Origin of the sequence: Rhodococcus sp. Chr-9, assembly GCF_000801125.1 — a bacterium.
Taxonomy (GTDB): Bacteria; Actinomycetota; Actinomycetes; order Mycobacteriales; family Mycobacteriaceae; genus Rhodococcus; species Rhodococcus pyridinivorans.
In genome coordinates, this window is the sequence record NZ_JTIZ01000105.1 from 42,250 (window position 1) to 55,613 (window position 13,364).

At 67.4% G+C, this 13,364-nt stretch carries 9 protein-coding genes; 5 read left to right on the plus strand and 4 right to left on the minus strand.

Going from position 1 to position 13,364, the window contains the following annotated elements; genetic code table 11:
- Positions 1–50 precede the first annotated feature (50 nt).
- On the minus strand, positions 51–1,790 hold the full coding sequence (locus tag QR64_RS15930; protein WP_161793632.1) for an alpha/beta hydrolase: 1,740 nt from the start codon (positions 1,788–1,790) through the stop codon (positions 51–53).
- Between the two features lie 126 nt (positions 1,791–1,916).
- On the opposite strand from QR64_RS15930, the gene QR64_RS15935 reads away from it, so the two are divergent.
- Positions 1,917–4,022 carry an NUDIX domain-containing protein gene (locus tag QR64_RS15935; RefSeq protein ID WP_084222349.1) on the plus strand — a complete coding sequence of 702 codons (2,106 nt, stop codon included), beginning with the start codon at positions 1,917–1,919 and terminating at the stop codon, positions 4,020–4,022.
- A gap of 237 nt (positions 4,023–4,259) precedes the next feature.
- On the opposite strand, the gene QR64_RS15940 is transcribed toward QR64_RS15935, so the two are convergent.
- Positions 4,260–5,921, minus strand: a complete 1,662-nt coding sequence (locus QR64_RS15940) for an ABC1 kinase family protein (protein WP_006554266.1) — start codon at positions 5,919–5,921, stop codon at positions 4,260–4,262.
- Positions 5,922–6,790: 869 nt separating this feature from the next.
- Here QR64_RS15940 and QR64_RS15950 point away from each other — a divergent pair.
- Positions 6,791–7,702, plus strand: coding sequence for a DMT family transporter (locus QR64_RS15950; protein ID WP_039586153.1), 912 nt, complete (start codon positions 6,791–6,793; stop codon positions 7,700–7,702).
- Positions 7,703–7,939: 237 nt separating this feature from the next.
- A complete protein-coding gene (locus tag QR64_RS15955) occupies positions 7,940–8,347 on the plus strand; it encodes a four-helix bundle copper-binding protein (protein WP_039586155.1) in 408 nt (135 codons plus the stop codon).
- Positions 8,348–8,828: 481 nt separating this feature from the next.
- Here the strand turns inward: QR64_RS15955 and gnd are convergent, their stop codons facing one another.
- Together gnd and lgt are read right to left on the minus strand one after the other, a co-directional pair.
- Entirely contained in the window at positions 8,829–9,725 is an 897-nt protein-coding gene (gene gnd / locus QR64_RS15960) for a phosphogluconate dehydrogenase (NAD(+)-dependent, decarboxylating) (protein ID WP_039586157.1), read from the minus strand.
- 610 nt (positions 9,726–10,335) lie between these two features.
- On the minus strand, positions 10,336–11,280 hold the full coding sequence (gene lgt, locus QR64_RS15965; protein ID WP_039586159.1) for a prolipoprotein diacylglyceryl transferase: 945 nt from the start codon (positions 11,278–11,280) through the stop codon (positions 10,336–10,338).
- A 453-nt stretch (positions 11,281–11,733) separates the two neighbouring features.
- On the opposite strand from lgt, the gene QR64_RS26845 reads away from it, so the two are divergent.
- Both QR64_RS26845 and QR64_RS15975 read left to right on the plus strand, forming a co-directional pair.
- Positions 11,734–11,880, plus strand: coding sequence for a hypothetical protein (locus tag QR64_RS26845; RefSeq protein WP_153811630.1), 147 nt, complete (start codon positions 11,734–11,736; stop codon positions 11,878–11,880).
- 427 nt (positions 11,881–12,307) lie between these two features.
- Positions 12,308–13,357: an IS110 family transposase gene (locus tag QR64_RS15975; RefSeq protein ID WP_006554260.1), complete on the plus strand. Its 1,050-nt coding sequence runs from the start codon at positions 12,308–12,310 to the stop codon at positions 13,355–13,357.
- Positions 13,358–13,364: the final 7 nt, after the last annotated feature.

The following is a 13,364-nucleotide window of genomic DNA, read 5'->3' on the forward strand; positions in this document are numbered from 1 at the left end:
TGGGTCTCGGCCGAGGACTGTCCGGTAGCCGTTGCCACCGCAATGTGCACTCATCGGTCCGGCGGTGACATCACTACGGCGCGGGCGATACGCTCGGTGTCTGCCTCGCTCCACCCTTGCGGCGCCGCGACAGCGGCCCAGGCATAGGGGATCAGGTCGGCGTAATTGTGTCCGTGCCCGGGTGGTGAGGTCTGCGCCCGGGCCAGATCGGCGGTGACCTGCCCGAAGGTCACGAAGGGGTACCAGCGCATGGCGGGGCTGCGGTCGCCGCCCGGGGGTTCGGACAGCCAGTCCGGTCGTGAGAACAGCAGCGCGGGATCCCACCACACCGTCGGATCGGAGCTGTGCTGCAGGTAGAGCACGCGCGGGGGTGTCCAGGGCTCGCTCGTGGTGTGCAACCCATTTTCGGTGGGTACCACCAGATCCTGCCGGGTGGCGGCGAATCGGATGACGAGACCGTCGGAGTAGGTCGGCAGCACCTCCGTGGTACCGGGATCGCGTCGATCTTTCACGCTGCGCCACAACCGGTCCGAGTTCGGGCCCACAAACAAGGCCCCGTCGACCGATCGGCGTAGCTCGCCGGGGCCGTCGAAGGCGGCTTCGATCGACTGCGCGCCGAGGCCCTCGCCGTAGACCACCAGGCGGGGGCGGCGGTCCGGGGGAAGCTGCGACCACCGTTGGCGGATACCGTCGATGAGAGCGGCGCCCGCCGCGTCGGCGGCCGCCCGGTCGACCAGAAGCGAAAGCCAGCTCGGCAGGGAGGAATATTGCATTGCGGCGATGGCGGTGTCGCCGTTGTACATCAACTCCACGGAGTCGACGGCGATCGGATCGAGCTTCCCGGCCCCCGTCGTACCGGCCACGACGAGGATCTTCCGATTCCACGCCGCGGTGCGGTCGAGTTCGTCGAGGACAAGCTCGACCCGAGCGGCGGTGTCGGCAGCGGAGGCGAGACCGGCATACACCCGGATCGGTTCCCGGGCCGGGGCGCCGTTGACCGTCGCCAACTCCATCGCTGTGCGGCCGCCGCTCACGAACAACTGTCCCGGCATCCCGAGCGTGTCCCACCCCGACCGCGACACAAGACTGCCCGAACGCTCCGTTAGCTGCGGTTGGACAACGTCCGCCGCGGTACCGTCCTGGGCGCCGAAGACACGGCGGGCCGCGCCGGAACTGCCCGACCGGTCGACCTCGTCGACGGCGAACACCACCACGAGCAGCATCACGAGCGGCACAACCGCATGCGCCACGATCGGGGGTAGATGCGCTCGGCCGCGGAGCCAGTGCCCCCCACCGCGGGCCATCGTCGCCAGTCCTCGGGCGAGAAACAACACCGTTCCGAAGATCGCCGCCCCGAGCAGAGTCGTGCGCCCGTAGGGCACCGTGGCGGGCGAGGGCATCCCCACCAGTACAGCGAGATCACGTTGCCAGTCCGCGGCCGCCCACGCGGTACCGACCACCATCGCCGCGGCTCCGGCCACGACTATCAGCGGCAGGATTTTTTCCGCTCGGCGGGAGGAAAGCGGCCTCCACGACAACTTCGGCACAATCCATCGACGGACCGGGAAGGCCAGTGCCAGGCCCACGCCGTAACCCGTGGCGCCGGCGAGCCCACTGAGCACACCCTGGACGACCCATCCTCGCGGAAGCAAGGACGGGCTCAGGCTCCACGCAAGAAACACGAGCGCAAAACTCAGACCGATGACGTCCGGGCCTGCCAACATCGCCCGTCGACGTTCGCCGCGGCCGATATGACGCCGGGACCGATCGGCAATCTCTGGTGCGGTCACCCGCCGACAGTAACCGTCTGCGATCGGCCGTAGGCGCCGGCCGACTCGGCCGTGCCGGCACCGGGAACAGTCTCTGCACGTCCACATCCCGGTGTCGGGGCTGGGACGAGGGCAAGATAAATCGATATGAGCCGCAGTGAGCTTCCCGGCCCGACCGGATCCTCGATGACGGAACCGGGCGGCGTCCTGGCCGCCGAGGACGTGCCGTGCTCGCCGTGCGTGGCGCAACTTCATTCACCGGCCGAGGAACTGGCAGCGCTGCGCGCCGCAGTCGAGCACGAGCCCGACCCTCTGGTGACCTTGACCCATCTACTGCACCTGTGCCGTGACGAACATCCCGTGCTGTGGGAGCAGGCCGGCAACCCCGCGACCCAGGCCACCGTGACCCAGATGCTCGAGCCCCTCCGCGCCCTCGCCCGTTCCCGTCCGGCCACCGCGGCGCTGGACCCGGCAACGCGACGCGGTCTCGTCGATGCGCTGCAGCCGGTAGGGGCAGTCGCGCCCGTGGTGGTGGCCCGGGAGCTGGCCCAGTTCCTCGACGACCATTACGGGCAATTCTTCGCCGACTCCTTCCGCCGCCGCAGCCCGTACCAGCCCGGTGTCGGAGACCCGATCCCACTCGGAGGACCCGACGTCCGGACGGTGATGGATATGCAGCCCACGGCGCCGCCCTGGCGACTGGCAAACCGGCTGGACGAGACCCGCCACGTCCGGTTGGCCGGAGGATGGGCCACGCAGTTCCGTGTTGTGTTCGACTACAGTCTCGTCGAGACTGCCACCGAACTGATCACCACCGAAACGATCGTTGCCACCTGCCACCCCAACCGCGGCCTCACCGAATTCACCCTTCCCGACGATCCCAGCCAACCCGCGTTTCCGGTGCAGCCGGCGCATCTCGACGCACAGCGTGCGCACCTCGACCGACTCGTCCGCGACGCCGTCCGGGCCGGCGCGTCCATCGTCGTGCTGCCCGAACTGTGCGTCACCGAAGCCCTCGCGCACGACCTGCAGAACTGGGTCAAACGAGACGACGGACCCCAGATCCTGGTGGCGGGCAGCTACCATCACGCCGACGGATCACCGCCACGCCGCCGCAACACCGCCCTGGCCTGGATCCGTGGACACGACCGCCCGTTGATTCACGACAAGCATTCGCCGGCGGAACAACCGATCCGGGAGGACATCCAGCCCCAGGGCTGGCCCGAGGTGCGGGTGTACGTCACCGCCGAAGGGTGGCACCTGGTCCTCGCGATCTGCCGGGATCTGCTCAACCCGCAGGCAGTACACACTCTGGCCGAGATCGGCGCCAACGTGGTGCTGGTCCCGGCGATGAGCGAGAGCCTGGCCCCCTTCACCGGTCAGGTCGCCCATCTGGTCGGCTCGGCGCAGGCCTTCGTCGCCGTAGCAAACAACCCCGCCGACTGGGCCGGCAACGGCGCACCGCCGCCACATCGCGCTGCCCGTGCACTGTTCGGCCATCCGGGACTCGGGCAGCAGACCCGGCAGGTGACCTCGCCCGACACGGCTCCCGGCATCGCCACCTTGCACGTGCGATCCGGACAGCTCCGATGGATCGGCACCGACTGCGAGACCTCGCCCGCGCACCGCAACAGCGTCGTGGACGACATGCCGCCGTGGGCTACCCGGCTGGCAGCCACGTTGCGACCCTACCTGCCGAACGAGATGCCCAGCGGGGGGTCGGTCATCCTGCGCACCGCTGCCGTGCTGGTGCTGCTCACGGAGGGACCGACCGGTCCTCAGGTGCTGCTCACACAACGCACTTCCGATCTGCACGACTATCCCGGACGTCTCGTGTTCCCCGGCGGCGTCCAGGATCCTGGCGACGGCGGGCCGGTGGCGACCGCCCTGCGGGAGGCCCGCGAAGAGATCGGCCTGAACCAGGACGGTGTCCGCATTCTCGGCGTGCTGCCCGCCGTGACCGAACCCGAAACCCGGTTCCTCGTGGTCCCCGTTCTGGGCTGGTCGAATCGGCTCGGGTACCTCGGAGCGGTCAACCTTGCCGAGGTCGATGGAATCCATCAGGTGCCGCTACATCGGATCGCCACCCGCTGGCAGGTCGATCAGCCGGACCGGGACCACCCCGACAACGGAGCCGACTGCGACCTCAGCCGACTGGGCTCGATGACGGCGTGGGTAATGGACACCCTGATCGCCATGCTCGGGGCGGAACCTGGCTCGGGGGTGGACGCATTCCCCTTCCGTACCAGCTGAGCACGGCGAAACCGGGTGCGGACCGCGCGCCGCGTCGCGCAGGCACCGTCGGCAGACGCCGACGAGTGGAACATCCGCTGCGGAAGCCGAGTCCGGCAGGAGATGCTCAAACCGTCGATGTCCGCGCCGGGACGCGTCCGCCGGGTGCCGGTACACGACTGGCGTGCAAGGCCCGAGCGACGTGGCTCGGGTCGACGGCACCGACAGGTGTGCGTGTGCGGTGACAGCGCTATTGCTCTACCGCCGCCGGGGTGGGCGGGTCGTCCACACCAGCGACAGCCCTAGTGATCCGGCCGTACCCAGACCGACCCCCAAGAGGAGGCGGTGCCAGAGTCCGTGTCGGTCCGCCCCGGTGGCCGCCGCCGCATCCCCAAGTCCCCGTAGAGCCGCGGCGACGAGAATGGCGACGGCCAGGCGATGTGTCGTCGTTTCGAGTCGACCCACGAGTGCGTCGAGTTCGGCGGTCCGTAGATGGACCTCCGGACCTCCGGCCTCGAGCATGTCCTGCACTCGCTGTAGCTGGACGGGAAGTTCGGCCATGAGGTCCAGGACGACAGCGCTGGCTGCGGTGAGCCGACGCGCCAGGACGGTGGGGGAGTAACGGTCTTCGACCAGCCGCTGGGCGTAGGGGGCGATGACCTGAGTGAGCTGGAAGTCCGGATCGACCTGCACACCCAGCCCCTCGGTCATGACGAGCATCTTCAGCAACAACGCGAGTTGGCGTGGTAGTTGGACGTGGTGACGACGCAGAACAGTCACGATGTCACGGATCAAGGCACCGACCGGGAGCTCACCCAGGGTGCGATCGGCGTAACGGTCAAGGACGGGAGCCAGGTCCACGGACAGGGCAGCCACATCGACCGCACCGCGAGCAGGAGTCATCTCAGCCAGGGCAGTGGCTACGCGGCGCGGATTCCGACGTGCCAACGCCACCAGCAGGTTTCCGAGATGTGCGCGGAGTGGCGGATCGAGATGCCCGACCATGCCGAAGTCGATGAGCCCGATGCGACCACCGGGTTCGACGAAGAGGTTCCCGGGGTGCGGATCGGCGTGGAAGAACCCATCTTCGAAAATCATCTTTGCGGCGATCCCGGCGGACCGTGCCGCAAGAGCCGACCGATCGACGCCGGCCGCGTCGAGAGCAGGCACATCGCTGATTTTGATTCCTCTGATGCGCTCAAGTGTCAGGACTCGGGAGCTGGTGGTGTCCCAATAGACGCGAGGAATGTGGATGCCGTCGTCACCGGCAAAGTTCGTAGCGAAGCGTTCCGCATTGCGTCCTTCCTCGAGATAGTCCAGTTCGGCACGCAAGGTGCGGCCAAATTCCTCAGCGACGCCGGGCAGATCGTAGTCGGCGGCAGCCTCCCATCGGTGGCTGGCCCGGGCGGCCAGATTCCGGAGAATCTCCAGATCCTGCTCGACCTGTTCGACCACGTCGGGGCGTCGCACCTTGACCACCACCGCGGTACCGTCGCGCAATGTAGCCGCGTGTGCCTGCCCCAGCGAGGCACTGGCCAGCGGGTGCACGTCGAAGGAAGAGAAGATCCTCGAGACGGAATCCCCGAGTTCATGCTCGACGAGTTCGACGATGGTCGAGGCCGGCACCGTCGGGGCGGCGTCCTGCAGTGTCGCCAACTCCACCCGATAGGACTCGGGTAGCAGGTCCTGGCGGGTGGAGAGGATCTGGCCGAGTTTGATGAAAGTCGGCCCGAGTTGTTCGAGCGCCAGGCGCAGATGCTCGGGACTCGAATAGGGCTGTTCCCGGCGGTCGTGTCCCAGAAGCCCTCGGTGGAAGGGCACCCACCGCTGCAGACCCGCCGCCCCGATAAGAAATCCGAGTCCGTGCCGGCCCAGGGTCTCGGCGACTTGACGGTACCGTTCGCTCAGAGGTGGGGGCATGGATTCAGCTCCGCCGGGCAGCGATCGGCTCGGTGCAGCCGTCCACTCGTCGCCGGCTGGCCCCGGCGACGTGGCGCTCCGCGCATCTATCCTGCGGTGTCATAGCGACATAGTTTAGTGGCATCGCGGTACGTCAAGGCTGAGAGTGACGCTGATCAGGTGCCGTCGTTGCAACAGCGTCGTTCTTCACCGGAAGCTCGACGGACGCCATCGAATTGACCCCGGGCACTCTACTCTGATGTCGTGGTTGTTCTCTTCGAGGCGTTGCTCGTCCTGGCGGCCGTGTCGATTGCGTGGTTCGCGCTGTATGTGCTCTACCGGCTCGTTACCGACGAATCGAATCGTCGCAGGCGGTGACCGGCGTACGAGACGGTGGCGGCAGCGCGTGGGCAGGGTGAAAGCGGCAGGACCACCACGCGCATTCGGTCGGCGAAACACGCCGGAGGTGAGCGCTTTCGCTGTACTGCTGTTCCGTGGCCGCCGGTGTCGCGCTGCCCGCAGTGGGGCGCCGGATCCTCCACACAGGTGACCCTGCCTGTGGGGCGACCTACGGTGGTGAAGACAACTATCGAGGGGTACCGTCCGTGTCGGATCGGACCCGCCCGGCGGCGAGACTCGACTTCGACACCCGCAGACAGCTGGAAGGGGACTGGGCTGTTCCGGTCGGAGAATACGGCGTGAACTCGACCGATGACACTGTGCCGATAACCGCTACAGCGTCGCCGTGAATCGGCGCGACTAGGCATCGCCGGAAGGGAAACAGTGCGTCTTACAGGGATGTTCGACTTGCGTGGTGATGCATACCCCCGTCGTGCGCGGCCGGACAACAAGGAGCCGTTACACCGAACCGCAGGCATACACGGCAGATCATGACTGTCGAGGCCGCCCCGGAGCTGCGCGCGCCGAAACCGCTGCGTATGGCGTGGATTATCGCGGCGTGGGGCGCCTGCTTCCTCGGGATCCAGTGGGGGCTCGCGTATGCGCCGATCCTGTGGTTCGCGGCGCTGCGTGCCCTGGTGGCGGGCGGAGTGCTTCTGGCGGTGGCGGGGGTCCAACATCGACCTCGACCCCGCGGGCGGCGCGCGTGGCTGCTGATCTCCGCACTGGCTGCGGTCAATGTCACCCTCGCGTTCGCTGCGATGTTCGCCTCGGTGGCGGGATCGTCGACCGGCACGGCCGCGGTACTGGCCAACGCGCAACCACTGCTGATCGTGCTGCCGGCGTGGTGGTGGTACGGGGAACGAATCTCCCCGCGCACGGTCGCAGCGCTGGCGGCAGGATTCGTGGGCTTGGTGGTGGTGGCCGTGCCCGGCGGCGGAGGGCAAGGGGCGGTGTTGGCGTTGCTGTCCGCCGTGGCGGTCACCGCCGGCACGTTGCTGGGCCGCCGCTTGGGCGGGCTCGACGTCGTCGCAGCCAGCGGATGGCATTTCGTGCTCGGTGGAGCAGGGCTGGCCGTCTGGGCAGCGCTCACGGAGGGAGCGCCCACCATTTCCTGGACTCCGGGCTTTGTGGCAGTGCTGGGTGCGATGTCCGTCGGAGGTACCGCCGCAGCATTCGTCGCTTGGTTCACCGAGAGCCGGCATTGCCGGCTCGACACCTTGACCGCGTGGACGTTCCTGGTGCCGGTGGTGGGCATTGTTCTCGCAGCATTGGTGCTCGGTGAGCGCCCGAACCGTTGGACGGTGCTCGGGCTGTCCGTAGTGTTGGCCGCGCTGTGGCTCGCGCTACGACCGCGCGGGATTCGGCCATCGCCGAGCGGATCTGCCGACGACCGGGCGTGAGCCCTGCGCCCCAACACATTGGTCCAGGATCCGGGTGGGCTCTACCGGCGCATTCGAAAAAAGGACGCGTCGGTCGTCGAACACCACGCCGGATGGCCGGACAGGGAGATGGTCGGCGCGGGATGCAGCACCACAAAAACTACGGCACCTCGTTTTTCGCGACGGATGAACGGGTACGGCATCTGAACCGGGTACTTCCAGCGACACAGCAACCGGCATCGACGAGAGGAGACACCAGTGAGCACCGTAGCGAGCATGCTCGATACCTACCCCAAGAGCTTCGACCGGATCGACACGGCGAAACTGACCGCCTGTATCGAGGCGTGCATCGAGTGTGCGCAAGTATGCACTGCATGCGCCGATGCGTGTCTGAGCGAGGATGCGGCAGCCGAGTTGGTCAAGTGCATCCGCATCGATTTGGACTGCGCCGACATTTGTGAGACCACAGGGCGGGTGCTCTCACGCCACACCGGCTACGACGCCAACCTCACCCGGTCCGTCCTCGATACCTGTGCGGCGGCGTGCAAGGCGTGCGGCGACGAGTGTGCTCGACACGCCTCCCATCACGAACACTGCCGCATGTGTGCCGAGGTGTGCCGACGGTGTGAACAGGCGTGCCACGATCTGATCGCCTCCCTCGGCTGACCCGGCTCCGACTTCGAGAGATCGGACTGTCAAGCGGTTCGTCGGTCGCGACTGCACATCGAGGGTGGTGTGAGGACCGTCTTCCCGCTCTTCGAACGGCGGCGGGGACCGGAACTATGGCCGCACCGTCCAACGCTGGCACAGTGGCCCTCGGTCCCTTCGACGGTGAGAGCACCCGTCGTCGGTATCGCAGGATGACGTATCACACCCGACCGCGCATGACGGGCGCGTGAGCTTCGGGTCGATCGTCGACTTCGTGTCCGAGACGGTCTGCGATCATCACGGCACAATCCGAACGACGTGAGTACGTCACCGCCGCACGCTTTGGCCGATCGGTTCCTCGTCCACTGCGGTGCCCGGCAGCACCGAGGAAATGCATGTGGCCGCAGTCCTCGCCGGCAGATGCAAGGGTGCCGCTCACGGCAGGGTGGCACGGTGCGATCACCGGGGAGCCGCGGACATTTCTCAAAGCCAACCCACCTCATTCCTTCGGTGGGCGGTGGGTGCGTACGGGGTGGCCACCGAATCGGCGACGCAGGGCGGCCACGGCTCTCATCGCCGGCGAATCGCTTTGCCGGGAGGCGAACCGAGCGAACAGGGCGGCGGAAATGACCGGGACAGGGACAGCATGACGGAGGGCTTCTTCGACCGTCCAGCGGCCTTCACCGGAGTCCTCCACATACCCCGACACCCGGAAGAACTCGTCTTCGTCGGACACCGCGTCGACAAGAAGATCGAGAAGCCACGACCGCACGACGGTGCCCCGCGACCAGGCTCTCAGCACTGCGGGTACATCGGTGATCAACTCCTCGGCGGCGAGAAGCTCGAAGCCTTCGGCATAGGCCTGCATCAAGCCGTACTCGACGCCGTTGTGCACCATCTTGGCGTAGTGTCCTGCCCCGAGGGGCCCGGCATGGACGAACGAGTCGGCGCGCTCACCGTCCGGACACAACGCCTCGAAGATCGGCATCAGATCAGAGACATCGGTCGGGTGGCCGCCGACCATGAGCGCATACCCGTCGGCTTCCCCCCACACCCCTCCGGAGACCCCACAGTCCACCAATCGGATGTCCGCGTGGGCAAGGATCTCGGCATGGATGCGGTCCTCGGTGAATCGGGTATTGCCGCCGTCGACGACCCGATCTCCTCCGGACAACATCCGGGAAAGCTGGCCGATCACCTCCCGGGTCGGTGCGCCGGCGGGAACCATCACCCATACCGTGCGCGGGACGGACAACGCCTGGACGAGAGCCTCCAGAGAGGTGACATCACTGGCGGCGGAGTGCGGATCGAATCCGATGACGTCGTGGCCGCGTCGACGCAGGCGCCGGCGCATGCCCGAACCCATCCGGCCCAGGCCCACAAGTCCCAGTTGCATCGCTACTCCTTCTCTCGGCGGGCTCGGACCTCGGGACTCGACCGCCACGGTCCCGGCCCGGCCACCTGTGCGCCTTGCGCCCCGAGTCATGATGTGTCGGTTTCGCCACGGTGGGGTCGTCGGCGCTCGGATGCGGGAGTCCGATCAGGTCTCCGGCGCGAGCGCGCAACCGCGGAATGGGCACAAATGCGTTGTATTCACCGGTCGGCGCCCCGCCTTCCCCGGGATCCGCCCGGACCGGCCGTGGGGCGAGCTGTGCCATCATGATCGCCTGGTTCGATCCTCGGTGTTGTGCGTCAAGGCACGGGCCACCTTGGAAAAGCTGTGACCGGGTCACCCGCTGTTCTCGTGTGCCGCATGCGGCCCGGCCTCCTAGGTTACGGCGGAACCGAGTACGAACTCTGCGATACGAGAGGTCGACCACGAATAGTCTCCTGGGGGTCGAAGGAGAGCGTTGCGTCGGATCAGCAAGTGGCGCAGGGCGCGTCGTTGAGCCGGGGAGTCGTCCACGTCGATGTCGCCGCGGCGAAACGGATGGCGATCATCGCCTGGTGTCGGAATGCGGGACCGGCGTCCCGGTTCCCCGTTCATCCCGGCGCAGATTCTCCCTCTACGGCACCGATGCGTCCGTGGTCCGTCGAACGTCATCTCGAGGTCCGGTGCGTCCAGGCGGGGATTTCAGGTCTTCGGGCGCCTCGCGGCCTTTGCGGGCGAGGACGACGTAGGCGACGGCGAGGACGAACACGATCGCCGAGGTGAACAAGTTGATGCGGATGCCGGCGATCACGGTGGCGGGATCCGAGCGCATCAGCTCGATCCAGAACCGGCCCGCGCAGTATCCAGCGACGTAGAGCGCGAACAGCCGCCCGTGCCCGATCCGGAACCTGCGGTCGACGAGGACGAGCAGCAGGACGACGAGCAGATTCCACAGCAGCTCGTATAGGAAGGCCGGATGCACGACCGCGACGACCTCGCCGGTCGAGACCCCGTCGATCAGGTCGGGTCCGGTCAGGCCGGAATCGGTGCGTCGCTCGTAGATCTCGAGTCCCCACGGCACCGTGGTCTCCCGACCGTACAGCTCCTGGTTGAACCAGTTGCCGAGTCGGCCGATGGCTTGCGCCAGCAGGATTCCCGGGGCGAGGGCGTCCCCGAATGCAGGGAGCGGGATGCCGCGGCGGCGGCAGCCGATCCACGCGCCGACACCGCCGAGCGCGACGGCGCCCCAGATGCCGAGACCCCCCTGCCAGATCTTCAGGGCGTCGAGCGGGTCGGCGCCCTCGCCGAAGTACTTGGGCCAGTCGGTGAGCACGTGGTAGAGCCGGCCGCCGATCAACCCGAACGGCACCGCCCACACCGCGATGTCGAGGACGGTGCCGGGTTCACCACCGCGGGCAATCCAGCGGCGGTCGCCCCAGAAGATCGCCACGACGATCCCGACGATGATGCACAACGCATAGGCGCGCAGCGCGACGGGACCGAGGTACCACACCCCCTGCGGCGGGCTGGGCAGGTACGCCAAGACGGTGGCCGTGGGGGGTACGCCGGTGGAGACCACGTGTTGTTCCTATGTCATATCGGGGCCGCGGCTGGATGCGGACGCGTGTGGGACAAATGTTCTTCAGAGCGCGGGAGACCGTGTGCGCGAGGGGCGCTACCAGGCTGCCGCGGGCGGCGTAGCCGGCGTGCCGGCGGGTGCCACGTTGCTCCATCCTGCCCTGTGCCTGCCCGTGGGAGGTGTTCATTTGATGAAGGTTCTCTGAAGATGGGCAACGGGAGGATGCTGCTGGTATCCGAAGTCGTCAGGACTGGTGCATGATGCCCGACTTCGACCGGCAGCTGCCCGCCTCCGCCCTAGAGATTGCCAGTGGCCGCTACCAACCGCTTCGGGGTGGATTCGACCAGCGGGCGCACATCAGCAGTCGACTCGCTCAGCGACGTGACTCGGTTGAGGGCACCAGCGGTGCGGGTTCTCGGATCTGGTACACGAGATACGCACCCCGCTGGCCGCTTGGACAACCCACTGGAGGTCCTCAACGCCGGATTCCACGGCCCCCGCACCGAGCCGCTGCAGATCCTGCGCTTGAACACCCTCCCGGTTTCCGGCCTCGCCGAGGGGCAGTGGCACCGTCTCGCCCCGCCGAGGAAGGCCGGCTGAACATCGCCCCGGCCGCCACCGACATCCGCTCGCGGGTCGAGGCCGCGACCCGCATCGCCTCGGACCCGATCACCGTGCGGGTGCCCGTCGCGTACCGAGTCCCGGCTCACCACATACCGTCATGCACGTCCTCCGCTGACTGTGAGGATGGATTCACCACCAACCGCGTGAATGCCGGCACGTTCGCCAGTTGCCGGTGGTGGGCTGAAGTCGATGGACTGCGTGCGTGACTCTTCGCCTGACTGGCTTCGTGCCTTTCCCGGGACTTGTCCGCTCGTGGTCCGTCGGCCCCGGCCCGGTGGAGCGACTGGCCTGATCAGGAGCTTGACCGGTGGTGTTCACAGCACCGCCGTGTCCCGTCACAGTCCTGCCGAGACTCCCATCCGGACCGGACCCTTCGTCCCAACCGGAGCTAATGGAGGAACGCATGACCATTTTGACTGACATCGTCGACGTCGTCATCGGAGTCGACACCCACGTCGACACCCACACCGCTGCGGCGGTCGCCGCCGGCACCGGCGCTGTTCTCGGCCAGATCACCGTGACGACCACTGTCGATGGCTACCAGGATCTGGTGGACTTCGCCGACGAGCACAGCGCAGTGCGAGTGTGGGCGATCGAGGGCACCGGCGGGCACGGTGCCGGCTTGGCCCGACTGCTCGAACGCCGTGAGGAACTCGTCGTCGAACTCGACCGGCCCGAGCGCGCCCAACGTCGCCACGGCGCCAAGTCCGACCCTCTCGACGCGGTGCGTGCGGCACGGGAAGCATTGTCCCGCAAGGATGTCGGCACGCCACGATCAGGTGGTGACCGTCAAGCACTATCGGTACTGCTGGCTGCGCGCCGATCCGCCGTCGACGCCTCGACGGTCGCCCAACGCCAGCTGTTCAGCCTCGTCATCGCCGCCCCCGAGGTACTGCGCGACACGCTTCGCGGACACAAACTACCCGAGATGATCCGTCGGGCCGCCACCGTGCGCCTACGCAAGGACTGGAACACCGAAACCACCACCACAGCGACCGTGTTGAAGACACTCGCCCGTCGTGCCCGCACTCTGCAGGCCGAAGCGGACGACCTCGAAAAGCAGATCCTGGCCATCGTGCGGCGGTGGCGGCCGGACCTGCTCGCCCAGCTCGGCGTCGGGCCGATCGTGGCCGCCACGGTGCTGTGCGCATGGTCGCACCCCGGCCGTATCCGGTCCGAAGCGGCGTTCGCGATGCTCGCCGGCGTCGCGCCGATTCCGGCGAACAGTGGTCAGGTCACCACCCGTTATCGGCTGAACCGGCACGGCGACCGGCAGCTCAACCGGGCCCTGCACACCGTCGTGCTGTCCCGGCAACGATACGACGACGCGACCAAGGCGTACACCGCCCGACGAACCGCCGAAGGAAAGACGTCCCGCGAGACCAAACGCTGCCTCAAGCGATACATCGCCCGCGACTTCTACCGGCTACTCGAACACCATCAGACCGCTTGACATCCAT

What these genes read in the sequence shown, in the direction of transcription:
- QR64_RS15935 (WP_084222349.1), top strand. Translation starts at nt 1,917, where the DNA reads ATGAGCCGCAGTGAGCTTCCCGGCCCGACCGGATCCTCGATGACGGAA.
- QR64_RS15975 (WP_006554260.1), top strand. Translation starts at nt 12,308, where the DNA reads ATGACCATTTTGACTGACATCGTCGACGTCGTCATCGGAGTCGACACC.
- QR64_RS15950 (WP_039586153.1), top strand. Translation starts at nt 6,791, where the DNA reads ATGACTGTCGAGGCCGCCCCGGAGCTGCGCGCGCCGAAACCGCTGCGT.
- gnd (WP_039586157.1), bottom strand. Translation starts at nt 9,725, where the DNA reads ATGCAACTGGGACTTGTGGGCCTGGGCCGGATGGGTTCGGGCATGCGC.
- QR64_RS15940 (WP_006554266.1), bottom strand. Translation starts at nt 5,921, where the DNA reads ATGCCCCCACCTCTGAGCGAACGGTACCGTCAAGTCGCCGAGACCCTG.